Source organism: Brachybacterium epidermidis (assembly GCF_015209585.1).
In the GTDB taxonomy this organism is placed as follows: Bacteria; Actinomycetota; Actinomycetes; order Actinomycetales; family Dermabacteraceae; genus Brachybacterium; species Brachybacterium epidermidis.
On sequence record NZ_JADEYR010000001.1, the window covers coordinates 475,864 to 501,508 of the forward strand.

Here is a 25,645-nt window from a genome sequence, read left to right on the forward strand (position 1 = left end):
CAGCTCCCGGGCTGCCGGTGCACCGGCGCTCGGGAGTCGCAGCACGTCCGCTCCGTTCAGGAGGCGGGCTGCAGGCTCTCCAGCAGTGCAGCGGTCAGATCAGGGAGGAGTGCGGCCCCCAGGGTGTACTGCTGGTCCCCGTCACGCTGCAGGGCCGACCACGTGGTGCCGTCCTCGAGCGCGCCGACCACGATGCGCAGTGGTCCCGTACTGCCGGCCCCATGATCACTCACCGCCCCGGGGGTGGCTGCGCTGGGGCCGTCGTCCTCGCGCACGGACCACTGCTCGGGAGCGAGGTCGCAGGCGAGTACTCCGCCGGCGGCCATCACCGGCCACTCGACGTGGGCCAGGGCGCGAAGCGGGTCGGCACTGTCCGCATCAGCAGTCTCGTCGAGCTCGATGGAGATCAGCTGCAGTTCGTCGCCGGCCATCACTGCCGCCGACTCCTCTCCCAGCAGAGCCGCGAGCCCCGGCTGCTGCGTGAGGAGCTGGGCACCGTTGGCCAGCGCGAACCAGCGCGGTGCGGCGAGCGGCTCGCCTTCGACATGCCGGGCGATCTCCAGCACTGCCGCGGCGAGGGCAGCCGTGGGCGCATCAAGGGGGTCAGGGCTCGGATTCGTCATCAGATCGAGAGGTTCCCTTACAGGTTCGCCTGAGAGAATGGACGGGCCACCGCCGTCAGCGGGGGCACCACACTGTACCCGGACCCCCACCGCGCCTGTCGCGGCCGCGGGCCCGAGATCAACACGAGGTCATCTGTGAGCTTCTCCGTCCCCTTCGGTGACACCCCTTCCCCGCGTCCGCGTCCGGCTGCTCGAGAAGGCGGCTCCCGGCCGAAGCTGAACCCGCTGAGCATCACGGCGATCGTGCTGGGTGCCCTGCTGGTGGCGCTGATCATCGCCTCCGAGGTGTGGACCACCTATCTGTGGTTCGACCAGCTGGGGCGCTCCGACGTGCTGTTCACCCGGTGGATCACCGAGGCGATCCTGTTCGTGATCGGCTTCGTGCTGTTCGCGGTGCCGCTGTACCTGAGCCTTCGCATCGCCTACACCAAGCGCCCCGTGTACCCGCCGGTCACCCGGGAGCAGGAGGCCCTGGAGCAGTTCCGCTCCGCCGTGGACCCGCTCCGCCGCGGCCTGACCATCGTCGGCCCCCTGGTCATCGGTGCCTTCGGCGGGCTCGCCGCCTCGCGCCGCTGGCAGGACGTCCAGCTGTTCCTGCACCCCCAGCCCTTCGGCGAGACCGATCCGGTGTTCGGCAACGACATCTCCTTCTACGTGTTCACCCTGCCCCTGATCGACCTGATCATCGCCTTCGGCCAGTTCGTCTGCCTGGTCGCCATCGTCGGTGCGGTGGTGGGGCACTTCCTGTACGGGGGTGTCGCCTGGGGGCAGGAGAGCGGTCTCGAGGTCACCAAGGCGGCCCGCCGCCACCTCGGCGTGCTGGCCACCGTCTACGTGCTGCTGCTGGGGCTCGGCCACTGGTTCCACCGTTATGACCTGCTGGTGACCCCGCACGGCCGCTTCGACGGTGCCTCGTACACCGACGTCAATGCGATCCTGCCCGCGCAGACCATCCTGGCGATCGCCGCGATCATCGTCGCGTTCCTGTTCATCGTGTGGATCGTGCGCGCGGACTGGCGGATCCCCGCCATCGGCGCCGGCCTGATGGTGCTGTCCACCCTGGTGGTGGGCAACCTCTACCCCTGGGCGATCCAGCAGTTCCAGGTCAACCCCAATGAGCGTGCCCTCGAGCAGCCCTACATCCAGCGCAGCATCGACGCCACCCGTGCCGCGTTCGCCATCGACGGCGTTCGCGAGGTCTCCTACGCAGCCAGCACCGATGCCGCTCCGGGAGCCCTGCGCGAAGACGCCGAGACCACCGCGCAGATCCGCCTGATGGACCCCAACATCGTCTCCAAGACCTTCGAGCAGCGCGAGGCCAACCGTCGCTACTGGGGCTTCGACGAGGTGCTCAGCGTGGACCGCTACGAGATCGACGGCGCCCTGCAGGACACCGTGATCGGCGTGCGCGAGCTGCGCCCGGACCAGTTCGAGCTGGACAGCCGCTCCTGGGTGGACCAGCACATCATCTACACCCATGGCTACGGCACCGCCGCCGCCTACGGCAACCGCCGCAACGCCGACGGTGAGCCCAGCTTCCTGCAGTCCGGCGTCCCCGGCGACGGGTCCCTGGGAGAGTACGAGGAGCGGGTGTACTTCGGCCGCCACTCCCCGGACTACTCCATCGTCGGCGCCCCCGAGGGTACCGAACCCGAGGAGTTCGACTACCAGCTCGGAACCGGGGAAGAGGACGGCGGCACCCAGGTGAACAACACCTACCAGGGTGATGGCGGCCCGTCGGTGGGCACCTTCTTCAACCGCCTCCTGTACGCCATCAAGTTCCGCGACCCCAACATCGTCATCTCCGACTACGTCAACCCCGAGTCGCAGATCCTCTACGACCGCGACCCGCAGCAGCGGGTGCGGGAGGTGGCACCGTTCCTGTCGCTGGACTCGCAGATGTACCCGGCGGTCGTCGACGGTGAGCTGGTGTGGGTGGTCGACGGCTACACCACCACCACCCACTACCCGTACTCCCGCAGCGTCAATCTGGACGACGCCATCAACGACTCCCAGACCACACCGGGGGAGACTGCGGGCAATCGGGTGCGGCAGGCCAACTACATGCGCAACGGCGTCAAGGCCACCGTCTCCGCCTTCGACGGATCTGTGAAGCTGTACGCGTGGGACACGGAGGATCCGATCCTCAAGGCGTGGGGCGAGGTGTTCCCCGAGGCCCTGCAGCCCGCCACGGAGATCAGCGGCGAGCTGATGAGCCACCTGCGCTACCCCGCGGACTACTTCAAGGCGCAGCGCGAACTGCTGGCCACGTACCACGTCACCGATGCGGATGACTTCTTCGGTCAGCAGGACTTCTGGCAGATCCCCCCGGATCCCACCCAGCCGGCCCCCCAGAACCCGGATGGATCCGCCGGTCAGCAGGCGCCGCAGCCGCCCATGTACCTCACCATGCAGGTGCCCGGGATGGATGATCCGCGCTTCACGCTGTCCTCCAGCTACATCCCGGCCCAGGGGCAGAACGTGCTCACCGGGTTCCTGGCCGTGGACTCCGAGACGGGCAGCCTGGAGGGCAACCCAGCGGAGACCTTCGGTGACATGACGCTGCTGGTGCTGCCGGCCACCAACCCGGTCAACGGACCCGGTCAGGTGCAGGCCACCTTCAACGCCGAGCCGAATGTGTCCCAGGCGCTGAACCTGCTGAAGTCCGGCAACTCCGAGGTCATCAACGGCAACCTGCTCACGCTCCCGGTGGGCGGCGGCCTGCTGTACGTGCAGCCGGTGTTCCTGCAGTCCTCCGCCTCCGGTGGCGGCACCCAGTACCCGCTGCTGCAGATGGTGCTGGTCTCCTTCGGCGAGAAGATCGGGTTCGCTCCCACGCTGAACGAGGCGCTGGACCTGGTGTTCGGCGGCGACTCGGGCGCCGACGCCGGTGATGCCGCGGTCACCGATCCGGACGGTGCCAAGGGCACGGCCGACACCGAGACTGGGGAGGGTGCGGTGGAGACCCCGGACGATGCTCCGGCGGAGGAGCCCACCGACGCCCCGACCGACGCGCCGCAGGGGGAGGAGACTGACAGCCCGGCGCCGGCTGCACCTGGCGAGGGCACTCCCCAGGAGCGACTGGACCAGGCCCTGGCCGACATGGACCAGGCGGTCAAGGACTCCGAGGCCGCCCTGGAGGCTGGTGACTGGGCCAAGTACGGCGAGGCCCAGGACCGCGTCGCCGACGCACTCGATCGCGCCATCCAGGCGAACCAGGAGCTCGAGGGCAGTGGCGGCTGAATGCCGGGTCCACCCCGGCGGTGAACGGGGCGTGAACGTGGGCTGTCCCACGTTCATGCCCTCCCGCCTGGACGGGCCGACGCCGCACCCCCTACAGTGGAGGACGTCGCCGCGGGGTGGAGCAGTTCGGTAGCTCGCCGGGCTCATAACCCGGAGGTCATAGGTTCAAATCCTATCCCCGCTACGAGATGAAGGCCCTGATCAGCAGGAATGTTGATCAGGGCCTTCGCTATTCCTCCAGGCCAGTCGTGCTCGCCCGATTCCTCGGCCGTCTGGCAGGATTGCCCCATGACGGCCACCGCACCCGCTGCCCGCGCTCAGCGATCCTTCCTGTTCCTCGGCGACTCCATCACGGACTGCAGCCGCGCCGAGGACCCACAGGGTCTCGGCTACGGCTATGTGCGCCTCATCGCCGAGCACCTCGCCGCTCACGAGCCCACCGCCCGCGTCATCAACCGCGGCATCTCCGGCGACCGGGCTCAGGAGCTGGTGCGTCGCTTCGATCGGGACTGCCTGGAGCTCGAGACCGACGTCATCACCGTCTACATCGGAGTCAACGACACCTGGCACGGCTTCACCCGGGGTGAGACCGTCACCGCGGAGGAGTTCGAGCGCGACTACCGGTACATGCTGGACCAGCTCTCGGCCACCCGGCCCGCTGTGCCCGTGCTGATGGTGGTCCCCTTCGTCACCGACATCGACCAGGAGAAGGCCGGCTTCCATGCCGATCTCGACCAGAAGGTGGCAGTCATCCGCGATCTGGCCCACGAGTTCCGGCACGCAGTGGTGGACCTGGAGCAGGTGATGGAGCGGGCCTGGTCGGTGGGGCACACACCCGCCAGCATCGCCGAGGACGGCGTGCACCCCACGATCGCCGGTCACCGCCTCATCGCCGACGCCTGGCTGGCCGAATTCGCACGGCTCGACGACGCCCGGGACTGACGGGACCGGCTGCTCCCGGCTGCCCGGTCAGCGCAGCGGCCCGGTGACATCCACCGAGATGAACCCCCGCCGGAACGTGCGTGCATCCACCCGCAGCACCCGCCCCGGGTTCACCGGATTCCGCAGCAGTATGTGACCACTGACCGGTTCCGCTCCGATCACCGCGAACACGTGGTTCGGCGGCAGAGGGCCGTGGGCAGTGCGCACCCGGCGGCTCAGCGGATGGGTGGAGGCGAGGATCGCACGGTGCTCGGCCCTCCAGGCCTCGATCTGACCGGCGGTGGGCATCGCCAGCAGCATGCGTCCCCTCTCGCCCAGCAGCAGCTCCAGGCCGAAGCGCCCGAAGCCCCGCTGAAGGAATCGGTAGCCGCCCGCCACCTGCACGGCGATGGCCTTCTCCAGCACCCCTGCCCAGCCGGGGCCTCCGCCGTCCTGCCGGCCGTAGACGAACACGCCTGCTGCGTCTACCGGCATCATCCGATCCACCCGCACGGGATGCCCGGCTCCTGGCAGCCGTACGGTCACCGATCCGTCCTGCTCCCGGGTCATCAGCGCCCGCAGACGCTCCGGAGCCGTCTCGTGCACCGCGAGCATCCCCGCCATCACCCAGCAGTCGCCCAGGCGTCCCTGGCGGGGCCGAGCCGATGGCCGCCAGGGCCCACGGTCCTGCGCGAATCGTACGGCATGCGGACCCGGGGCCAGGCCCTGCGAGGATGTCGTCTCTGAACCCGGCGAGGCCGACGAGGACGAGGTCACCCTGATGCGACCCAGGAGGCCGGCCAAAGCGGTCAGGGACCGTCGCCAGGTGCGCAGGCGCACGCGAGCCCCGCGCTGCCCGTGAGCGGTCGCCTCGGGGACGGGGGTGCTCATCGGGTGTGCGGGGCTCGTCGGGCGTGCGGTATCGGCCGGTGCTCGGTCAGTCCTTCTCGGCCGGGGCGACCTTCTGGCCGATGCGGTCCATCACGTCCGTGAACCACTGCTGGGAGATGTCGAAGGACTTGTGGCCGGCGATGCGGTCGAACTCGATGGCGCGCAGCACGTTCCCCTGCTCCTCGTCGTGGCCGATCACGCCGGAGCCGCCCTCGAGGGAGACCTGCACGGCGAGGTCGGTCATCGACTTGATCAGGCGCAGGTCCTCGGCGTTGGCCTTCGCGGAGCGCGAGAAGTAGCCGGACTTCTGCACCATGACCTTCTCCGCTCCCAGCTTCTCCGCGAACTGCCCCGCGAACCACTGGCCGGGGTTGATCTTGTCGATCTTGACGTGGCCGAAGGGATCCTTCTCCGGCTCCTCGCCGCGGCTCTGCATCTCGGCGATGATCTCGGGGATGCCCGCGCCCTCGGACAGGAAGATGTTCACGCAGCCGGTCTCGTCCATGACCTTCTTCAGGCGCTCGGCCTCGGCGTCGATGTCCAGCTTCATCTCCGGCAGGAACACGGCGTGCACGTCCCAGCGCTCGGCCTTGTGGCCGATCGCGGGCAGCCACTCCTGCTGGGCGTGCCACTGCTGGTAGTACTCGGCGGCCTGTGCGGTGAGGTACCCGCAGGCGCGGCCCATGATCTCGTGGATGATCAGCATGCGCGGGTTCGAGCCGTGCTCGGCGATGATGTTCTGGGCGAACACGCTGGTCTGCTCTGCGGCGGTCTTCGCGCCCAGGGACTGACGGATCGGCACGATGTCGTTGTCGATCGTCTTGGGCAGGCCCACCACATGCAGGTCGTAGTCGTTCTCGTGCAGGTACTTCGCCAGGTCCGCAGCGGTGGTGTTGGTGTCGTCACCACCGATGGTGTGCAGGACGTCGACGCCGTCCTGCTTGAGCCTGTTCGCGGCGACCTCCAGGGCGTTCTCGCCCTCCTTGATCAGGCCGCGCTCGACGAGGTCGGCGGTGTTGGTGAGCTTCACGCGGGAGTTGCCGATGGGTGAGCCGCCGTAGTTGTGCAGCAGGCCGGCCTTGGCACGCACCTCGTCGTCCACCACGATCTTCTCGCCGGACAGCAGGCCCCAGTAGCCGTGCTTGTAGGCGATGATCTCGACGTCGGGCACCAGCTCGTTGTACCGCTCGATGAGACCTCCGACAGCGGAGGAGAGGCAGGGGGCGTAGCCACCGGCGGTGAGCAGAGCGACGCGCTTGACGGTCATGGATGATCAGGTCCCTTCACGGTTCGGGTCAACGACGTCCAGAGTCTACCGATCCGGGTGGGGGACCCTGTTCAGGTGAATCCCTGCGGGAGGGATCAATCGCGCTCGGTGCGTGCGGCGATCGCCTCGAGCACCTCGTCGTGGAGGATCCCGTTGCTGGCCACGGCGCTGCCGCCGAAGGGGCCGTCCTCGCCGTCGATCGAGGTGAAGCGACCTCCGGCCTCGGTGACGATCGGTGCCAGCGCCACCATGTCGTGCAGGTTCAGCTCCGGTTCGCAGGCCACGTCCACCGCACCCTCGGCCACCAGCATGTACGACCAGAAGTCGCCGTAGGCGCGGGTGCGCCAGAACCGCTGCATGAGGTTCAGCATCTGGGGGAGCCGCTCCGCATCGGCCCAGCCGTGCAGGGAGGAGTAGGACAGCGAGGCGTCCTCGATGTCGTCCACCTGGGAGACCTGCAGCTGCGAGGCGGAGCTGATGCGGGTGCCCGTCCAGGCGCCCGCACCCGCGCCGGCCCACCAGCGGCGGGAGAGCGAGGGCGCGGAGACCAGACCGATCACCGGCTGGCCGTCCTCGATCAGGCCGATCAGGGTGGCCCATACCGGCACCCCGCGCACGAAGTTGCGGGTGCCGTCGATCGGATCGATCACCCACTGCCGGGGTGAGGAGCCGGTGGAGCCGAACTCCTCACCGATCACCTGGTCGCGGGAGCGGGAGCGGGAGAGCTGGGAGCGCACCAGCTGCTCGGCGGCGCGGTCGGCGTCGGTGACCTCGGTGAGATCCGGTTTGGTGGTGACCTCCAGGTCCTGTGCCTTGAAGCGGGACATGGTGAGCTGGTCCACGGCATCGGCGAGCACATGGGCCAGACGGAGATCATCGGCATAGCGGCTGGACATGGGTAAAGACTAGGGGCACCCGGTGCCGCTGACCGGGAGCGACGCGGCGGCCCGAGCCCGGACCTCCCCGGGCCCCGTCATCTCCTGCCTGCCTTTCGGCTCAGACGTCCCAGGGGTCGTTGCGGCGCAGGGCCGCAGCCAGGCGGCGGTAGGAGGCCAGGCGGGCCGGCCCCGCTGTGCCGGCCTCTCCCTGCTCCACCAGCTCGTCCAGGGCGCAGTCGGGGGCGTCCTCGAGGTGGGTGCAGCCCCGCGGGCACTGCTCGGCCAGCTCGGCGAGGTCCGCGAAGGCGTCCAGCAGCTCCTCGGGGGCCACGTGGCCCAGGCCGAAGGACCGCACTCCTGGGGTGTCGATCACCCAGCCCGCGGAGTCCGGCAGCTGCATCGCCAGCGCGGAGGAGGAGGTGTGCCTGCCGCGCCCGGTCACCGCATTGACCACCCCGGTGGCGCGCTCGGTGCCGGGCACCAGGGCGTTCAGCAGGGTCGACTTGCCGACGCCGGAGTGCCCGATGAGCACGCTGACGTGACCGGTGAGCCGCTCGCGCAGCTGCTCCAATCCCACGATCCGCCCGTCCTGATCCTGGTGGGTCACCAGGTGCTCGACCCCCAGCGGCGCGTAGGTGTGCAGGAAGTCCTCCGGGTCGCGCAGATCGGCCTTGGTCAGCACCAGCAGGGCGTCGATGCCGGCCACGCAGGCGGCCACCAGGCAACGGTCCACCATGCCCCCGCGGGGTTTGGGATCGGCGAGGGCCGTGACGATCACCATCGTGTCGACGTTGGCGACCAGCGGGCGCTCGGAGGAGTCGTCGTCGTCGGCGCTGCGGCGCAGGAAGGAGGAGCGCTCCTCTATCCGCACGATCCGGGCCAGGGCGCCGTCCGTGCCGCTGGTGTCACCCACCAGCGCCACCACGTCCCCGGGGACGACGGGGGAGCGGCCCAGCTCGCGGGCCCGCATCGCCGTGACGGTGCGCTCCTGGTCGGTGCCGGCGCCCACCACGGTGCGCCAGCGGCCACGGTCCACGGCGACCACGCGCGCCGGGATCGCGTCCTCGTGCGCGGGGCGGTCCTTGGTGCGGGGGCGGCTGCCCCGACGGTTGGGTCGCACCCTGACGTCGGACTCGTCGAGGTCGCGGTAGGAGCGCCTCACCAGGTGCCCCCCGCGGGAGCATCGGTGTGCAGCATCGACAGCCACATGCCCACGAAGTCGGGCAGGGTCTTCTGGGTGGTCTCCACGTTCACCACCCGGACGTCCGGCACCCGCAGTCCGATGATGGCGGCGGCCGTGGCCATGCGGTGGTCCTCGTAGGTCTCGAACACCGTCCCGCGCAAGGGACTGGGGTTGATCTCCAGGCCGTCCTCGAGCTCCACGGTGCGGGCACCCAGCCGGGTCAGCTCCGTGGCCAGTGCCCGCAGCCGGTCGGTCTCGTGACCGCGCAGGTGCCCGATTCCGCGCAGACGGCTCGGGGATTCCGCGAGTGCGGCGAGCGCCGCGATGGTGGGTGCGATCTCGCCGGTGCGGGAGAGGTCCGCGTCGATGCCCATGATGGTGCCGGTGCCGCTCACGCACAGCGAGTCGTCCTCGCGCCACACCTCTGCGCCCATCTGCTCGAGCAGGCCGCGGTAGGCGTCCCCGGGCTGGGTGGTGCGCTCGGGCCAGTCCGCGATCGCGATGGTGCCCTCGGTGACCATGGCGGCGGCCAGGAACGGGCCGGCGTTGGAGAGATCCGGTTCGACCACGATGCTGCCGGGGGCGATCGTTCCCCGGGCCACTCGCCACAGGTGCAGGCCGTCCTCGTCGACCTCGTGGCTGACCTGCACGCCGACGGCCCTGAGGGTCTCCATGGTCATGTCGATGTGGGGCAGCGACGGCAGCGAGGCGCCCCGGTGCACCAGCTCGAGGTCCTGGTCCCCCCGGGCGGCCACCAGCAGGGCATTGGAGACGAACTGGCTGGATTCCGAGGCGTCCACCTCGATGCGGCCGCCGGCCAGGTGCCCCTTCCCGTGCACCGTGAACGGCAGGCGTCCGGCCTCGCCGTGCTCGGTGACCTCCACGCCCTGCGCGCGCAGCACGGCGATCACCGGTGACATGGGCCGCTGCAGGGCGGCGTCGTCCCCGGTGAAGCGCACGTCACCGTGGTGCAGGGCGGCCAGCAGCGGCACGAAGCGCATCACGGTGCCGGCCAGCCCGGCGTGGATCTCGATCGGCTCGGCGGGAGCCTCCGACGGAGGGGGGATCGGGGTGACCTGCAGTTCCCCGTCCTGCACCGAGAGCACGGCCCCCAGGCGCTCCAGCGCATCGCGCATCAGGCGTGTGTCGCGGGAGACTAGCGCTCTGCGCAGCCGCGTGGGCTCATCGGCGATGGCGCCCAGCAGCATCCAGCGTGCGGTCAGCGACTTCGACCCGGGGACCCGTACCAGTGCGTCGACCGGCCCCTGTGCGACAGGAGCCGTCCACAGGACCTCGGACGTCACGCCGTCAGCCCCGCGCGGAGGCCAGCTTCTTCTGCGTGGCGTCCACGCGCTTCTTGGCCCGCTTGCCGACTGCGTCGGCCTTCTTCTCCATCTCGCGCTGCTTGGCCGCGGCGTTCTTCTTGCTGCGCTCGACGAACTTGTTCACCTGGTAGCCCAGCGAGGGACGGCCGTCGTGGTCGACCACGGCCAGCAGCACGCCGCCCAGCAGGCCGGCGTCGGTGAGGATGGACTGGATCTCCTGCATCCGCTCCTCGCCGCTGAGCTCCCAGATGCGCTTGCGGCCGGCCCAGCCCACCGAGGTGGTCAGCAGCAGGGTGGCAGCAGCCAGGCGGGGGCGGCGGTTCGTGGCGTACATGATGCCGGCGCCGGCGGCGATGGCACCGGAGGCACGGATGATGGTGCGGGCGTCCAGGAAGTCCGGGGTGGAGGTCTTCGCCAGGGCGGAGTCGACGGCCTCGAAGGCCTGGGGGTAGACGTCGATCTCACGCTCGGGCTGCGAGGCCGTGCGCACCCCCTCGAGGATGAAGGGAGCAGCGAGCAGGGGGCGGGCGATGCGGCGGACCAGGGCCATGGTGTCCTCACGTTCTCGACGATGGTTGGTGGTGCCGGGCCTGGGCGGTGGTGCCCACCCGAGGTGCCCGGCATGGCGCCCAGCCTACCGTGACTGGCCCCACTGCCAGGTGCAGCATCCTCTTCGGCCGTGGCGGAGCAGTCCCCAGCAGCCGCGGCGGCAGCGCCGGCGGCCGATGGGAACAACCGGAGCACCTGCCGCGTTCATCCGGTGCGGGCCCGAACCGGATCCGCACCGACATGCCGGACGAGCATCGAGAGGAGCGAGCATGGGCGTCGCTGTGCTGGAGCCACCTGGCGTAGGTTGGGACCTGATGACACAGACCGAGCCGACCGACCTGTCGCGGGAGGACTCCGCCCCGCAGGCGGATCTCGCCGCCCCCGTTGCCGCCGAGGACTTCGACTTCGAGGCCGAGGCCCTCTCCCATCTCGACTCTCTCTACGGCGGCGCACTGCGGATGACTCGCAAGCCCGCGGACGCCGAGGACCTGGTGCAGGAGACCTTCATGAAGGCCTTCCGCGCCCGCGAGCGGTTCACCCCGGGCACCAACATGCGTGCGTGGCTGTACCGCATCATGACCAACACCTACATCTCCACCTACCGGCAGAAGCAGCGCCGCCCCAAGGAGTCCTGGACGGACACCGTCGAGGACTGGCAGCTGGCCGAGGTCGAGTCCCACACCAGCAGCGGCCTGCGATCGGCTGAGGCGGAGGCGCTGGACCACCTGCCGGACTCCGCGGTCAAGGACGCGCTGGCGGAGCTGCGCGAGGACTACCGCCTGGCCGTCTACCTGGCCGATGTCGAGGGCTTCGCGTACAAGGAGATCGCCGAGATCATGGACACCCCGATCGGCACGGTGATGTCCCGGCTGCACCGCGGTCGGCGGCAGCTGCGCGAGCTGCTCTCGGACTACGCGCGCCGCAGCGGGTACCTGCGCGGGGACGAGCAGCCGGAGGAGGAGCGATGAACCGCGATCAGAGCCGGCGCGAGCAGCCCGGCGTCAGCAGCGGCGAGGACGGACGCGACCTGCGCTTCGGGCTGGAGGGAGCGATCGACGGCGAGTTGCCCGTCGAGATGGTGGAGCGCATGCTCCTCCACGCCCAGGACTGCCCCGAGTGCGCCGAGGAGCTCGAACGGCTGCGCCGGGTGAAGAACCTGGTGCGCCGCAGCTGTGCGGACCGCGCCCCCAGCTCCCTGCGGGAGCGGATCAGTGTGCAGTACCGCAGCGTGACCGTCTCGCGCACCGGGACCGACGGCACCTCCAGCGTGCGCATCACCTCCACCAGCTCCACCGTTCTGCCGCCGTCCTGACCGCGACCGGTCCGGGCATGAAGAAGGCCTCTTCCCAGGTGGGGAAGAGGCCTTCACTACGCCGTCGTGCTCGGTGGCGTCAGCTGTTGGGGCGCTTGCCGTGATTGGCGCCGTTCTTGCGGCGGGCCTTGCGCTTGCGTCCGCGCTTGCTCATCGCGCTCTCCTTCCTTCGGCCGGACAACCCCGCAATTGTGCCACAGTCACCGGGGTCGCTGCGCCTCGCAACGGCCCGAGCAGGCAGTGATGGAGGTCGGATCGATCACGCCGAGGTGCCCAGCCAGCTGCCGAAGCCGCCGTGCAGCACCAGCCACGCCATCAGCCCGTAGCCCGTCTGACCGGGATGATCACCCGGGGAACGAGCGATGTCCGCGGTCCACTGCTCGTGACCGTCCAGGGCGTTCAGCGTGTCCACGTACGGGATGCGCCGGCGGGAACAGACGTCCTCGTAGGCACCGGAGAGATCGCGCACGCTCGCGGTCAGCTCGGAATCGCGGCTGGGCGGCGGGCCCACTACGAAGGCCGAGAGCCGCTGCCGCTCCAGCCCGTCCAGCACCTTGGCGAGGTTCAGGCGCGAGCGCGCCAGGGAGATTCCTGTGGTGATGTCCGCGCGCCCCATCCCCAGCACCACCCGGTGGTCGATGCTGCCCTCGGCTCGGCCCCGCTCGTCGAGGCGGCGCGCCACCTCCGCATCCCAGCGCTCGGCCAGCTGCGCCGAGGTCTCCTGAGGCAGGGCGGAGGTGAACAGGTCGATGCGGCTGTCGGCACCCTGCTCGTTGGCCACCGCTCGGCCGAGCCAGCCCAGGGCGCGGGCATCACCCGCACCGGCGAGGAGCTCGTCGCCGAGGGCGATGATGCGGATGCGGGGCTCCTGACCGGCATCGGACGGGGTGGACGCTGCTGGCACCTGTACCTCCTGGGGCGGGGACGAAGTCTCCACTGTAGCGACGGACCGCTCAGCGCTCGAAGGCACGGCGCAGGAGGTCCTCCTGCTCGGCCTTGTGGACGCTGGAGGATCCGGCGGCGGGCGAGGCCGAGGCGGGACGCGCCACCACGCGCAGCGTACGGCCCACGGTCACGGCGAAGTTCATCGCCATGTAGAACCAGGCGCCCTGGTTGCGCGGCTCCTCCTGGACCCAGGTGAGCTCGGCGTCGGGGTACGCCTCCAGCACGGAGGAGAGCTGCTCGGCCGGCAGCGGGTACAGCTGCTCCACCCGCACGATGGCGGTGTCCTCGCGCCCTTCCTTCTTCCGCTTGGCGACCAGGTCCCAGTAGACCTTGCCCGAGGTGAGCAGCACGCGCTTCACCTTCGCGGGATCGACCGTGGTGTCCGGCAGCACAGGCTCGAAGGAGCCACTGGTGAAGTCCTCCACCTGGCTGGTGGCGGCCTTGTTGCGCAGCATCGACTTCGGGGTGAACACGATCAGCGGCTTGCGCGGGGTCGCCTTGGCCTGGCGGCGCAGCAGGTGGAAGTAGCTGGCCGGCGTGGACGGCATCGCCACACGCATGTTGTCCTCCGCGCACAGCTGCAGGAAGCGCTCGATGCGGGCGGAGGAGTGGTCCGGTCCCTGCCCCTCGTAGCCGTGGGGGAGCAGCAGCACCACCCCGGAGTTCTGGCCCCACTTCTGCTCGGAGGCGGAGATGAACTCGTCGATGATCGTCTGGGCGCCGTTGACGAAGTCGCCGAACTGCGCCTCCCACAGCACCAGGGAGTCCGGGCTCTCCACCGAGTAGCCGTACTCGAAGCCCAGGGCGGCGAACTCCGAGAGGGAGGAGTCGTACACGTTGAACCGCGCCTGGCCCTCACCGAGGTGGGACAGCGGGGTCCAGGTGTCGCCGTTCTCGTGGTCGATGAACACGCTGTGGCGCTGCACGAAGGTGCCGCGGCGGGAGTCCTGCCCCGCCAGGCGCACTCGGCGCCCCTCCAGCAGCAGGGAGCCGAAGGCCAGCAGCTCGCCGTACGCCCAGTCGATGTCGCCATCGATGGACATCTGCTGGCGCTTGGAGGCCAGGGGCGCCAGCTTCGGGTGCACGGTGAAGGACTCGGGGTAGCCCGTGTGGGCCTCGCCGATCCGTTCCAGCACCGAGGCGTCCACGGCGGTGGAGATCTCGTCCTCGTCGCTGGGGGCGCCGGCCGGTTCCTCCTGCTGGGACTCGGGCAGGTCCAGCCCCCGCACGCTGTCATCGGAGTCATCGACCTTGCTCGGCCGGATCGCGGCGAAGGCCTGGTCCAGGTGCTCCTGGAAGTTGCGCATCACGCCCTGGGTCTCGTCCTCGGTGAGGTCGCCGCGCTCGATCAGCGCCTCCGTGTACAGCTTGCGCACGGTGGGCTGGTTCTTGATCAGCGCGTACATCTGCGGCTGGGTCATCGAGGGGTCATCGCCCTCGTTGTGGCCGCGGCGGCGGTAGCACACCATGTCGATGACCACATCGCGGTGGAACTTCTGGCGGTAGCGGAAGGCGATCTCGGCGACGCGCACGCACGCCTCCGGGTCGTCCCCGTTGACGTGGAAGATCGGCAGCTGCGTGGACTTGGCAACATCCGTGGAGTAGTAGGAGGAGCGCGAGGAGTCCGGCAACGTGGTGAAGCCGATCTGGTTGTTGATGATCACGTGGATGGTGCCGCCGGTGCGGTAGCCGCGCAGCTCTGAGAGGTTGAGGGTCTCGGTGACCACGCCCTGCCCGGCGAAGGCCGCATCGCCATGGATCAGGATCGGCAGCACCGGGAAGTCGTTGCCGCGCTCCAGGCGGTCCTGCTTGGCGCGCACGATGCCCTCGAGCACGGGGTTGACGGCCTCCAGGTGCGAGGGGTTCGCCGCCAGGTACACCTTGGTCGTGGCCCCGTCCCGTGCGGTGAAGGTGCCCTCGGTGCCCAGGTGGTACTTGACGTCGCCCGAACCGAGATTGGTGCCGACGTTGCCCTCGAACTCCTGGAAGATCTGCGAGTAGCTCTTCCCGGCGAGGTTGGAGAGCACGTTGAGACGGCCGCGGTGGGCCATCCCGATGCACACCTCCTCGACGTTGTCGTGGCTGGAGTCGTGCAGGATCGAGTCCAGCATGGGGATCACGGACTCGCCGCCCTCGAGCGAGAACCGCTTCTGGCCCACGAACTTGGTCTGCAGGAACGTCTCGAACGCCTCGGCGGCGTTGAGGCGGTCCATGATGTGGGTGTGCTCCTCCTTGTCGAAGGGGCGGCGCGGGGTCTCGATCTCCCGCTGCAGCCAGTTGCGCTCCTCGGGATCGGTGATGTGCATGTACTCCACGCCGATCGAGCGGCAGTAGGAGTCCCGCAGCACCGCGAGGATCTCGCGCAGGGTCATCGAGTCCTTGCCGCCCAGCCCGCGGGTGGGGAAAGTGCGGTCCAGGTCCCACAGGGTCAGTCCGTAGGTCTCCACGTCCAGATCGGGGTGGTGGCGCACGCGGTACTGGAGCGGGTCGGTGTCGGCCATCAGATGGCCGCGCACCCGGTAGGAGTGGATCAGGTCCATCACCGGGGCCAGGCGCTCGGACTCCGAGTAGCGGAACGGGTTGTCCTCGACCCAGCGGATCGGCTGGTAGGGGATGCGCAGCGCCGCGAACACGCGGTCGTAGAAGGCATCCTTGCCCAGCAGCTTGTCGGCCATCACCTTGAGGAACTCACCGGAGGCAGCGCCCTGGATGATGCGGTGGTCGTAGGTGGAGGTCAGCGTCATCACCTTGGAGACCGCGAGGTCGGCCAGGGTGCTGGCGCTGGCGCCCTGGAACTGGGCGGGGTAGTCCATCGCACCCACACCCACGATCACGCCCTGACCCTTCATCAGGCGGGGGATGGAGTGGACGGTGCCGATGCCACCGGGGTTGGTCAGCGAGACCGTGGTGCCCGAGAAGTCGTCCATCGTGAGCTTGCCCGCGCGGGCCTTCTTCACGACGTCCTCGTAGGCGCGCCAGAAGCCCAGGAAGTCGAAGCGCTGGGCCGCCTTGATGTTGGGCACCACCAGGCCACGGGAGCCGTCGGGGCGCGGCATGTCGATCGCCAGGCCGAAGTTGATGTCCTCGCGCTTCAGCATTACGGGCTTTCCGTCGACGACGTCGAACCCGTTGTTCATGTCCTGGATCTCGGTGATCGCCTCGATCATCGCCCAGCCGATGAGGTGGGTGAAGGACACCTTGCCCTGGCGGTTGCGCTTGAGGTGGTTGTTGATGACGATCCGGTTGTCGAACAGCAGCTTCACCGGCACGTCGCGCACCGAGGTGGCGGTGGGCACGGTGAGGACTCGTCCATGTTGCGCACCACTGCCGCCGCCGGGCCGCGCAGCTTGACGGGCTCGGGCTCGCGCAGCTCCACAGCGGGGATCTGCGTGGTGGTGGTGGGGATCTTGGCGGGGCGGTCCGAGGTGCTGGAGATCCTGGTGCCGGCAGGAGAGGAGCTCGTGTCCTCGGACTTCTGCTCGGCCTTCTTCTCTGGGGACTTCTTCTCCGGGGCCCTCTTCACGTCAGCCTTCGGGGCCGCCTTCGTCTCGTCGGTCTTCTTCTCGTCGGCCTTCGCGGCGTCGTTCACGGGCTCGGATTCCTTCGCGGGGGTCGAGGAGGGGGAGGGGACGTCGAGGTTCTTCTGCGAGGCGGTGGTCCGGCCGCCGTCGTCGGGGTCGGCACCGTCGGATGTGCTCCCGTCCGAGCGGTCGGTGGGCTGCTCGGCTGTGCCTGCGCCGGCGTCGTCAGCAGGCTGCGGCGGTTCGGTGGCCGCGCTCCCGGCGGCAGGGTGGGAGGCGAAGTACTCCGCCCAGCTCCGGTCCACGCTCGTGGGGTCCTGCTGCCACTGCTCGCGGAGCGCGTCCACGAGCCACTGGTTGGGACCGAACTCCGGGGTGTCCGTGCTCTGTGTCTGCTGTGACACTGGGGGATCGCCAGCCTTCTCACGTTCGAGTGATGTGGATGCGACCAGCGTAACGGAGGCGGTGCCCCCTGGGGGAACCAGCCGCTGCTGCGCGAACGACCTCGGCGCACGGCGGCGGCGGATCGGTGATGTCGCACCGTCAGTATCCCAGGTCCGCCGGGGGTGTGGGTGCAGGGCCTGGCGCGGTGGTGACCGGAGTCGCAGGAGCACCTGCATCGGGCAGGGTGACGCGGATCAGGGAGGAGCGCCCGTGCACCGCCAGCTCGTCCCGCGGATCGTCGATCACCTCGATGCGCCCGCCGTGGAGCCCCACCGCCCAGCGGGCGATCGCCAGGCCCAGTCCGGTGCCCCCGGAGGGATCGGATGCGCCCCCGCGCTGGAACCGCTCGAACACGCGGTCGCGGTCCTCCCGTGCAATGCCCGGGCCCTCGTCGTGCACGTCGATCCGCACACCGCTGCCCGCCTCGTCGCGAGCCGCACTGACGCGGATGCGACCGCCCGGTGGCGAATGCCGGGTGGCGTTGTCCAGCAGGTTCGCGATGGTCTGGTGGAGCCGTGCGGCGTCGGCATGGACGGTGAGTCCGGCCGGCTCCACCTCGATCACCCAGCGCACGTCCTGAGCACCGGGCGCGAGAGCAGCGCTGTCCACCACCTCGTGCAGGAACGGCGTCAGCTCGATCTGCTCGTGCAGCAGCGCGGTGGCACCGGCATCGATGCGCGAGAGGTCCAGCAGGTGGTCCACCAGCTGGGAGAGGCGCTCGGTCTCGGCGAGGGCGACCGACAGCGCGGCGGGATCGGGCTCGGTGACCCCGTCGACGATGTTCTCGAGCTGGGCCCTCAGGCCGGCCACGGGGGTGCGCAGCTCGTGGGACACGTTGGCCACCAGGTCCCGTCGCATCCGGTCGGTCTGCTCCAGCTCCGAGGCCATGGTGGAGAAGGCCGCGGCCAGCTGCCCCACCTCGTCACGACTGCTGGCGCGGACGCGCTGGGTGTAGTCGCCGGTGGCCATGGCGCGTGCCGCCCGTGTCATCTCGCGCAGCGGCGAGGTCATGCCACGGGCCAGCAGCTGCGTGAACACCAGCGCGAGCAGCACCACCAGCGGGATCGCCAGGATCGGCTCCAGGCCCGCACTCAGGCTCACCCAGGTCAGCAGGGCGGAGACACTCACCACGGCCACCACCAGCACGCCCAGCTTGACCTTGAAGGAGCGGAAGCGGTCCAGCGGGCGGACGTCGAGCCGCTCGGGCACGCGCCTCGGGGTCATGCCCGATCGGCCGCCCGATCCGCCTCGGCGGCCTCAGGGGCCTCGCTGTCGGGACCGGGCAACTCGAGCGCGTACCCCACGCCGTGGACGGTGCGCACCAGATCCGACCCCAGCTTGCGACGCAGCGCCTTGACATGGGAGTCCACGGTGCGGGTGCCGGTGGCGTCCACCCAGTCCCACACGTCGGCCAGCAGCTGCTCGCGAGTGAGCACGGTGCCCGGGGTCGAGGCCAGGCACAGCAGCAGGTCGAACTCCGTGGGCGTCAGGTGCGCGGGTTCACCGCCGCGGGTGACGCGCCGACCGGCCCGGTCGATCACCAGGTCGTCCAGCTCGAGCATCGTCTGGGTCTCCCTGGCAGCATCCGGTTCCGCGGCCCGCCGCACCCGACGCAGCAGCGCCTTGAGCCGTGCCACCAGCTCCCGCATGGAGAAGGGCTTGGTCATGTAGTCGTCGGCACCCACGCCGAGACCCACCAGCATGTCGGTCTCGTCGTCACGGGCGGTCAGCATCAGCACCGGGACGGGTTCGTCGGCCTGGATCCGGCGGCACACCTCCAGGCCGTCGTAACCCGGCAGCATCACGTCCAGCACGACCACGTCCGGACGTACCTCGGCGACGGTCCGCACGCCCGTGGGGCCGTCCGGGGCCGTGCTCACGTCCCAGCCCTCGGCGGTGAGGCGATCCGCTATGGCCTGCGTGATGGTCGGTTCGTCCTCGATCACCACGACTCGTACGGGGGGAGCGCTGCTGCGACTGGTCTCAGGCGTCGACATGGCGACACTGTAGCGAGCGTCCCGGACGGCGGTCGGATGTGACGTGCCACCCGCGACCACGGAACGAACAACCGCGTTCCTGTCAAACCGACAAGGGGGTACGTCAAGAGTTCCCCCATCGCGGGCCCCCGGGGCAAAGATTTGGCAATGGGAGCGTTGACCTGCTCGTACGTCCTGACTGCCCGGCCGTAGCCTTGACGAGGTTGTTCGGCGACGCGTCCTTCCCATGTCCAGCGTCGCGCTCGGACAGACAGGACCCGACGTCGATCCCGGAAGCAGGTAGCAAGCAGTGGCGAACCATCGCGCCCATGGCCGAGCACTGGTGTGCGCACGCTCCGGCGGTGGAACGCACCGCGATTCCGCTGTCCGCGCCGGTGTCGTGAAGTCCGGCGTCCTGGGCGCCCTCGCCACCGCCACCATCGCCGCCCCGCTGGCCGCAACGGCCGCGGACGTCACCGAGGCGGCCCCGGCCGATCAGCCCGCTGCTTCCCCCGTCGTCGAGGCGCCCGTCGAACCGGTCCAGCCCGTCGCCCTCCCCGTCGCCGAGGCGTCGTTGCCCGCGGCCGAGGGTGCCGAGGTGCGTACCGAGGAGACCACCGCCACCCGCGCTCAGGAGCGCACCTCGCCCGCCGAGGGCAGTACCGCTTCCGCGGACGACCCGGCCGCCCCTGTCGAGGACGAGGCCACCCTGGCGGAGAACGAAGCGGTCACCGGCATCAAGGTCACCGTGCCCGAGCCGGAGCCTGAGCCCGCCGCGGTCGACGAGTCCGGCCAGGCCCTGCCCCAGAGCTCCGGCGGCTACGTACGCCCCGTGGGCGGCCCCATCACCTCAGGCTACGGCTACCGCACCCATCCCGTGCTCGGATACAGCAAGATGCACGATGGCGTCGACTTCGGTGCCAGTTGCGGCACCCCCGTCCATTCCGCGCAGTCCGGCACCGTCATCGCAGTCGAGTACAACGGCGCCTCCGGCAAGCGCGTGAAGGTGGACCACGGCAACGGCGTCATCACCGGCTACTACCACCTGCAGAGCTACGGCACCTCCGTGGGTGCCACCGTCGAGGCCGGCGAGGTCATCGGCTACGTGGGCTCCACCGGTCGCTCCACCGGCTGCCACCTCCACTTCGCCAAGATGGACGAGGCCGGCACCTACTCCAACCCGATGTCGCTGCTGCGGTGACCCGCACTCCCGTCGTCCTCGGTGTCGAGTCCTCCTGCGACGAGACCGGGTTCGGCATCGTCTCCGAGGGCACCCTGCTGGGCCAGGGCCTCGCCTCGAGCGCCTCCCAGCACGCAGAGTTCGGGGGAGTGGTCCCCGAGATCGCCGCCCGCGCGCACCTCGACGCCGCGGTGCCCATCCTGCAGATCGCCCTGCACGATGCAGGGGTGGAGCTGGGCGACATCACCCACGTGGCCGCCACCTCCGGGCCGGGACTGGCCACGGCTGTGCACGTGGGCCTGGCGGCCGCCAAGTCGGTGGCCTGGGCCCTCGATGTGCCGCTGTTCGGGGTGCACCACCTGGCCGGCCACGCCGCCGCCGACACCCTCGAGCACGGCCCGCTGCCGGAGCGCAGCATCGTGCTGATCGTCTCGGGCGGCCACACCTCCATCCTCGCCATCGGCGACCTCGTGCGGGACCCGATCGAGCACCTCGGCGACACCCTCGACGACGCCGCCGGGGAGGCCTTCGACAAGGTGGCGCGCCTGCTGGGACTGGGCTATCCGGGCGGACCGGTGATCTCCCGGGCCGCCGTCGACGGGGATCCTGCCGCATTCCGCTTCCCGCGGGCGATGATGCGCAGCGGCGATCCGGCCTACACCTTCTCCTTCTCCGGGCTGAAGACAGCGGTGGCCCGTACCGTTGAGACCATCGAGCGCGCAGGAGACCCGGTGCCGGTGGCGGACATCGCCGCCTCCTTCGAGCAGGCCGTGGTGGACGTGCTGGTCGCCAAGGCGGTCCGGGCCGTCAAGGACCACGGTCTGGACACCCTGGTGATCGTCGGCGGGGTCGCCGCCAACGCGCGACTGCGGGCCGTCGCGGCCGAGCGGTGCGAGGCCGAGGGCATCGAGCTGAGGATCCCGCCTCCGCGGCTGTGCACCGACAATGGGGCGATGATCGCCGCGGTCGGTGACCTTCTGGTGCGCGCTGATGCCGACCCCAGCGGCCTCGGCATCGCAGCGGATCCCTCCGCCGTGCTGCACGGGGCACAGCTTCCGCTGCCGGCCTGAGCACCGTCCTCCCACCGCCCCTCGCCCATTGCGTGACCTCCGCCTCACCTGCGCAGCACACCCACGCAGGAGACGGCATCCGGGGCACACCCATTGCTAGACTGCCGTGGTCGGTCGTGATCCGTTCGTGACCGGGCCCGCGTAGCTCAGTGGATAGAGCGTCTGCCTCCGGAGCAGAAGGTCGTAGGTTCGAATCCTGTCGCGGGCACTCGTGCTACGAGTCGCGACATCGTTGAGAGACGATGTCGCGACTCGGTTTTTCTGCGTGGGTTCACACTGGGTGCGATGCGGCACGACCCGAGGGCTCCTGCGCACCGACGCTCGCAGAGATCGCCGCGCACGAAGAGCGCTGGGCCCCGCCCCGTCGCCGGGGCAGGAACCCGGGCTCCTGCAGGCCCGGGCTCAGCCCTGCTCGCGGCGCAGCTCCAGCAAGCGGGCGAAGAGTGCGGAGGCCGCCTGGGGATCATCGATGCGCAAGGAGGCGGCGGTCTCCCCGCCGCCCACCTTGATCGCCAGGTCCGAGTCGCCCAGCTGGGCGAACACCGACTCGTCGGTGACGTCGTCGCCCACGTACAGCCAGGCATCGGCGGCGCTGGCGCGGGCCAGCGCATCCATCGCCACGCCCTTGGAGGTGTGGATGACCGAGAACTCCACCACCTCCTTGCCCGGGGTGACCACCACGTCCGGCAGGGTGCGGGCATAGGCCAGAGCAGCCTCGGTGGCGTTGATGGAGCCGCGCCCGCGGGCGTTGCGGGTGTGCAGCACGGCCGCGGCCGGCTTCGTCTCCACCTCCGACCCCGGGTTCTCTGCGGCGATGCGCCGCAGGGTGCGGGTCACCGAGGCCAGCAGCTGCTCCTTCTCCGGCGTCATGGCCAGCGCGGTGTTGTCCAGCACCTCGGCGTGCATCCACGGGGGCAGTGCACCCACCTCGGCGCCGTGGCTCCCCACCAGCACCACGGTGCTGGGCATGCGGGTGTGGTGGTCCAGATCCCCCAGGGCACGGCCCGACACCAGCGCCACCGAGGTGCCCGGCAGCTCGGAAAGGTCGCGCAGTGCCCCCAGCGCCGCCTGGTCGGGCTGGACCGCGTCGCGGTCGGCCACGATCGGTGCGATCACCCCGTCGAAGTCCGAGGCCACCAGGATCCGAGGGATCCGGGCGAACTGCGCCAGGGCTTCGTCGAGCTCGGCGGGATCGGTGGGATCGTCGCCGCTGAGCCGGATCACGGCCGGGGCGTCGTCCTGCGGCTTGCCGGACTGCTCGAGCTCGTCGAGGAAGGAATGGGCCCAGGCCTGCACGTCGTTGTCCATCACCTGGCGCCGCAGGGAGCGCATCGCCTCCTCCTGGTCCTCCTCGGGCATCGCCAGGGCGCGCAGGGTCGCGGCCTTGAGCTCGTCGATGTCGTGGGGGTTGACCAGCACGGCCGCACGCAGCTCGTCGGCCGCACCGGCGAACTCGCTCAGCACCAGGACGCCGCGCAGGTCCGGGCGGGAGGCCACGTACTCCTTGGCCACCAGGTTCATGCCGTCCCGCAGCGCCGTCACCAGCACCACGTCCGCGGCCATGAACAGGGCGGTCATGTCGCGACGGTCGAAGGAGCGGTGCTGGTAGGAGACGGCGGGCCGGCCGATCGGCGCGAAGTCGCCGTTGATGCGACCCACGGTGAGCTCGACCTCGTCGCGCAGCTGGCGGTAGGCCTCCACCCGCTCACGCGACGGTGTGGCCACCTGGATCATCACGGTCTCGTGAGGGTCCACGGAGCCGTCGTTGAGCAGCTCCTGCCAGGCCTTCAGGCGGTGCCGGATGCCCTTGGTGTAGTCCAGGCGGTCCACGCCCAGCACGATCTTCTTCGGGTTCCCCAGGTCCCGGCGCAGCTGCGCGGTGCGCTCGATGACGTCCTGGTCCTCCGTCAGTGCGGAGACGGCCGCCGAGTCGATCGAGATGGGGAAGGTCTTGGCGACCACCTCCCGGGCCGGGGCCGAGCCGATGCCGGGCACGGTGATCACGTGCCCCTCCACGTGGTACCCCAGCAGCTTGCGCACCGAGGCCAGGAAGTTCAGCGAGTCGCTCTCGCGCTGGAAGCCCACCACGTCCGAGCCCAGCAGGCCGCGCAGGATCTGGTTGCGCTTGGGCAGCTGGGAGAACAGCTCCACCGGGGGGAAGGGGATGTGGTTGAAGAAGCCGATGCGCACATCGGGGCGGGCGGCGCGGATCATCTCCGGCACCAGCTGCAGCTGGTAGTCGTGCACCCACACCACCCCTCGGCGGGACGTCACCGGTGCGGCGGCCTGGGCGAAGCGGCGGTTGGTGGAGACGTAGGAGTCCCACCAGGTGCGGTGGAACACGGGATCCACGATCACGTCGTGGTAGAGCGGCCACAGGGTCGCATTCGAGAAGCCCTCGTAGTACTTCTCCACGTCCTCCTGCTCGAGTGCCACGGGGTACAGGTGCATGCCGTCGGCCTCGAAGGGCTCGGGGGCCTCGCCCGGGCTGCCGGCCCACCCCACCCAGGCACCGGAGTCCACGGTGCGCATCACCGATTCCATCGCGGTCACCAGGCCGCCCGGGCTGGTCACCCACTCCGTGGCGCCGTCGGGCAGGGTGCGGGCGTCCACGGGCAGGCGGTTCGCGACGACGACCAGTTCATGGCCGGATCCGGACTGGGGCTCGGTGGTGGGCACGGCTACTCCTCGTGGGCGCAGGGGATGGGCCGGAGCGCTGTACGGCTCGACGGCGCCACGCTATCAAGTGGGCTCGCTGACCTGCTGATCGCGGAACGGACGGTCGAGCACGCGGACCGCGCAGCGGTCTAGGGTTCTCCTCGGCCCGTCACAGCCCTGTTGCCGGGCCCTGTCCTGCAGTCTCCCCACCCGAAGGAGCCGCCATGCGCGCCCACGAGGCCGGAGCCCTCCACGGCAACGATGCCGCGCCCACCTGGCTGCCCTATCCCGCCGACGTCAACGCACTGCTCGACGGGCTGTGGTCGCGCACCACCGTGCGGGGAGCCGACGGTGCCCTCGAGGTGGGCGGGGTGAGCGTGCACCGCATCGCCGAGGAGGTGGGCACCGCCGTGCTGGTGGTGGACGAGCTGGACTTCCGCGCCCGCGCCGCACGCTTCCGGGACGCCTTCGCCGCCGCCTTCGAGCCCTATCGCGGTGCGCACGTGTTCTACGCGGGCAAGGCGTTCCTGTGCACCGAGGTGGCCCGCTGGGTGGACCAGGAGGGCCTGGGGATGGACGTGTGCACCGGGGGCGAGCTCGCCGTCGCGCTGCGGGCAGGATTCCCTGCCGACCGCATCGCCATGCACGGCAACAGCAAGTCCGATGCGGAGATCCGCCGCGGCCTCGAGGCCGGGATCGCCCGACTGGTGGTCGACTCCCTGGAGGAGATCGAGCGCGTCTCGCAGATCGCCGAGCAGCTGGGCGTGGTGGCCCCGGTGATGCTGCGCGTCACCACCGGGGTGGAGGCCCACACCCACGAGTTCATCGCCACCGCCCACGAGGACCAGAAGTTCGGGATCTCCCTGCCCACGGGCGATGCCCTGGAGGCGGTGCGCAGAGTCCTCGAGCGGCCGGCCACCCTGGACCTGGTGGGCCTGCACTCCCACATCGGCTCCCAGATCTTCGACGTGAGCGGCTTCGAGATCGCCGCCCGCCGGGTGCTGCGCCTGGTGGCGGAGGTGCGAGAGCGCTTCGGGCACACCATCGACTCCCTGGACCTGGGCGGCGGCTTCGGCGTCATGTACAACACCCAGCACACGCCGTCCTCCCCGGAGGCGCTCGCGCAGGGGATCGCGCAGATCGTGGCCATGGAATGCCGGGACCTGGGACTGGAAGTGCCCCACCTGGCCTTCGAGCCGGGACGGGCCATCGCCGGGCCCTCCACCCAGACCCTCTACACGGTCGGCACCATCAAGGACGTGCACCTGGGCGGCCCCCACCATCGCGTGTACGTCTCGGTGGACGGCGGCATGAGCGACAACGTGCGCACCGCCCTGTACGACGCGGACTACTCGGCGCTGCTGGCCGGCCGTGTCTCCGACGCCGAGCCCACCGTGGCGCGCGTGGTCGGCAAGCACTGCGAGAGCGGCGACATCGTGGTCAAGGACGAGTACCTGCCTGCGGACCTGCGTCGCGGCGACCTGATCTCCGTCCCGGTCACCGGCGCGTACTGCTACTCGCTGTCCTCCAACTACAACCACGTGCCCCGGCCGGCAGTGGTCGCCGTGCGCGACGGCGAGATCCGCACGCTCCTGCGGCGCGAGACCGAGGACGACCTGATGGCCCTGGACGTCGGCTGAGGCCTCTGCTGCACCGCAC

Annotated in this window: 19 protein-coding genes, 2 tRNA genes and 1 pseudogene; 9 read left to right on the forward strand and 13 right to left on the reverse strand. The window is 70.1% G+C overall.

Features of this window, described 5'->3' with window-relative positions; translation table 11 throughout:
• Positions 1 to 56: 56 nt before the first annotated feature.
• Positions 57 to 623: a PPA1309 family protein gene (locus IOE58_RS02180; protein WP_193864773.1), complete on the reverse strand. Its 567-nt coding sequence runs from the start codon at positions 621 to 623 to the stop codon at positions 57 to 59.
• A 135-nt stretch (positions 624 to 758) separates the two neighbouring features.
• Here IOE58_RS02180 and IOE58_RS02185 point away from each other — a divergent pair, with 135 nt between their 5' ends.
• From IOE58_RS02185 to IOE58_RS02195, 3 genes are all read left to right on the forward strand, one after another.
• Positions 759 to 3,866 carry a UPF0182 family membrane protein gene (locus tag IOE58_RS02185; protein ID WP_193864774.1) on the forward strand — a complete coding sequence of 1,036 codons (3,108 nt, stop codon included), beginning with the start codon at positions 759 to 761 and terminating at the stop codon, positions 3,864 to 3,866.
• Between the two features lie 110 nt (positions 3,867 to 3,976).
• Positions 3,977 to 4,050: transfer RNA gene (locus tag IOE58_RS02190), tRNA-Met, on the forward strand.
• Positions 4,051 to 4,154: 104 nt separating this feature from the next.
• Complete coding sequence (locus tag IOE58_RS02195) at positions 4,155 to 4,808, forward strand: SGNH/GDSL hydrolase family protein (protein ID WP_193864775.1); 654 nt, start codon at positions 4,155 to 4,157, stop codon at positions 4,806 to 4,808.
• A 27-nt stretch (positions 4,809 to 4,835) separates the two neighbouring features.
• Here the strand turns inward: IOE58_RS02195 and IOE58_RS02200 are convergent, their stop codons facing one another.
• The 6 genes from IOE58_RS02200 to IOE58_RS02225 form a co-directional block, all read right to left on the reverse strand.
• Positions 4,836 to 5,678, reverse strand: coding sequence for a C2 family cysteine protease (locus tag IOE58_RS02200; RefSeq protein ID WP_193864776.1), 843 nt, complete (start codon positions 5,676 to 5,678; stop codon positions 4,836 to 4,838).
• Between the two features lie 46 nt (positions 5,679 to 5,724).
• Entirely contained in the window at positions 5,725 to 6,945 is a 1,221-nt protein-coding gene (locus IOE58_RS02205; RefSeq protein ID WP_193864777.1) for a pyrophosphate--fructose-6-phosphate 1-phosphotransferase, read from the reverse strand.
• Between the two features lie 95 nt (positions 6,946 to 7,040).
• Positions 7,041 to 7,841, reverse strand: a complete 801-nt coding sequence (gene hisN / locus IOE58_RS02210) for a histidinol-phosphatase (protein ID WP_193864778.1) — start codon at positions 7,839 to 7,841, stop codon at positions 7,041 to 7,043.
• Positions 7,842 to 7,941: 100 nt separating this feature from the next.
• Entirely contained in the window at positions 7,942 to 8,988 is a 1,047-nt protein-coding gene (rsgA, locus tag IOE58_RS02215) for a ribosome small subunit-dependent GTPase A (protein WP_193864913.1), read from the reverse strand.
• Positions 8,982 to 10,310, reverse strand: coding sequence for a 3-phosphoshikimate 1-carboxyvinyltransferase (gene aroA / locus IOE58_RS02220; protein ID WP_193864779.1), 1,329 nt, complete (start codon positions 10,308 to 10,310; stop codon positions 8,982 to 8,984). The genes rsgA and aroA overlap by 7 nt, the downstream gene beginning before the upstream one ends.
• A gap of 4 nt (positions 10,311 to 10,314) precedes the next feature.
• Complete coding sequence (locus IOE58_RS02225) at positions 10,315 to 10,881, reverse strand: hypothetical protein (RefSeq protein ID WP_193864780.1); 567 nt, start codon at positions 10,879 to 10,881, stop codon at positions 10,315 to 10,317.
• A 313-nt stretch (positions 10,882 to 11,194) separates the two neighbouring features.
• Here IOE58_RS02225 and IOE58_RS02230 point away from each other — a divergent pair, with 313 nt between their 5' ends.
• Together IOE58_RS02230 and IOE58_RS02235 are read left to right on the forward strand one after the other, a co-directional pair.
• Positions 11,195 to 11,848, forward strand: coding sequence for a sigma-70 family RNA polymerase sigma factor (locus IOE58_RS02230; protein WP_193864781.1), 654 nt, complete (start codon positions 11,195 to 11,197; stop codon positions 11,846 to 11,848).
• On the forward strand, positions 11,845 to 12,192 hold the full coding sequence (locus IOE58_RS02235) for an anti-sigma factor (RefSeq protein ID WP_193864782.1): 348 nt from the start codon (positions 11,845 to 11,847) through the stop codon (positions 12,190 to 12,192). Before IOE58_RS02230 ends, IOE58_RS02235 begins: the two co-directional genes overlap by 4 nt.
• Before the next feature lie 79 nt (positions 12,193 to 12,271).
• On the opposite strand, the gene IOE58_RS14835 is transcribed toward IOE58_RS02235, so the two are convergent.
• The 5 genes and pseudogenes from IOE58_RS14835 to IOE58_RS02255 form a co-directional block, all read right to left on the reverse strand.
• A complete protein-coding gene (locus tag IOE58_RS14835) occupies positions 12,272 to 12,346 on the reverse strand; it encodes a 50S ribosomal protein bL37 (RefSeq protein ID WP_369832988.1) in 75 nt (24 codons plus the stop codon).
• Positions 12,347 to 12,451: 105 nt separating this feature from the next.
• Positions 12,452 to 13,096, reverse strand: coding sequence for a GDSL-type esterase/lipase family protein (locus IOE58_RS02240; protein ID WP_193864783.1), 645 nt, complete (start codon positions 13,094 to 13,096; stop codon positions 12,452 to 12,454).
• Positions 13,097 to 13,145: 49 nt separating this feature from the next.
• Positions 13,146 to 17,062 (reverse strand): annotated as a pseudogene (locus IOE58_RS02245) (multifunctional oxoglutarate decarboxylase/oxoglutarate dehydrogenase thiamine pyrophosphate-binding subunit/dihydrolipoyllysine-residue succinyltransferase subunit).
• A 139-nt stretch (positions 17,063 to 17,201) separates the two neighbouring features.
• On the reverse strand, positions 17,202 to 18,326 hold the full coding sequence (locus IOE58_RS02250) for a sensor histidine kinase (RefSeq protein ID WP_193864784.1): 1,125 nt from the start codon (positions 18,324 to 18,326) through the stop codon (positions 17,202 to 17,204).
• Complete coding sequence (locus IOE58_RS02255; protein WP_193864785.1) at positions 18,323 to 19,099, reverse strand: response regulator transcription factor; 777 nt, start codon at positions 19,097 to 19,099, stop codon at positions 18,323 to 18,325. Before IOE58_RS02255 ends, IOE58_RS02250 begins: the two co-directional genes overlap by 4 nt.
• A gap of 289 nt (positions 19,100 to 19,388) precedes the next feature.
• On the opposite strand from IOE58_RS02255, the gene IOE58_RS02260 reads away from it, so the two are divergent.
• From IOE58_RS02260 to IOE58_RS02270, 3 genes are all read left to right on the forward strand, one after another.
• A complete protein-coding gene (locus IOE58_RS02260; RefSeq protein ID WP_193864786.1) occupies positions 19,389 to 20,279 on the forward strand; it encodes a peptidoglycan DD-metalloendopeptidase family protein in 891 nt (296 codons plus the stop codon).
• Positions 20,276 to 21,328 carry a tRNA (adenosine(37)-N6)-threonylcarbamoyltransferase complex transferase subunit TsaD gene (gene tsaD / locus IOE58_RS02265; RefSeq protein ID WP_193864787.1) on the forward strand — a complete coding sequence of 351 codons (1,053 nt, stop codon included), beginning with the start codon at positions 20,276 to 20,278 and terminating at the stop codon, positions 21,326 to 21,328. The genes IOE58_RS02260 and tsaD overlap by 4 nt, the downstream gene beginning before the upstream one ends.
• Positions 21,329 to 21,463: 135 nt before the next feature.
• A tRNA-Arg gene (locus IOE58_RS02270) sits at positions 21,464 to 21,536 on the forward strand.
• Positions 21,537 to 21,730: 194 nt separating this feature from the next.
• On the opposite strand, the gene IOE58_RS02275 is transcribed toward IOE58_RS02270, so the two are convergent.
• The gene (locus IOE58_RS02275) at positions 21,731 to 24,007 is read right to left on the reverse strand and encodes a bifunctional alpha,alpha-trehalose-phosphate synthase (UDP-forming)/trehalose-phosphatase (protein ID WP_193864788.1); all 2,277 of its coding nucleotides are present in this window, start codon (positions 24,005 to 24,007) and stop codon (positions 21,731 to 21,733) included.
• Positions 24,008 to 24,210: 203 nt separating this feature from the next.
• On the opposite strand from IOE58_RS02275, the gene lysA reads away from it, so the two are divergent.
• Positions 24,211 to 25,626, forward strand: coding sequence for a diaminopimelate decarboxylase (gene lysA, locus IOE58_RS02280; protein WP_193864789.1), 1,416 nt, complete (start codon positions 24,211 to 24,213; stop codon positions 25,624 to 25,626).
• Positions 25,627 to 25,645: the final 19 nt, after the last annotated feature.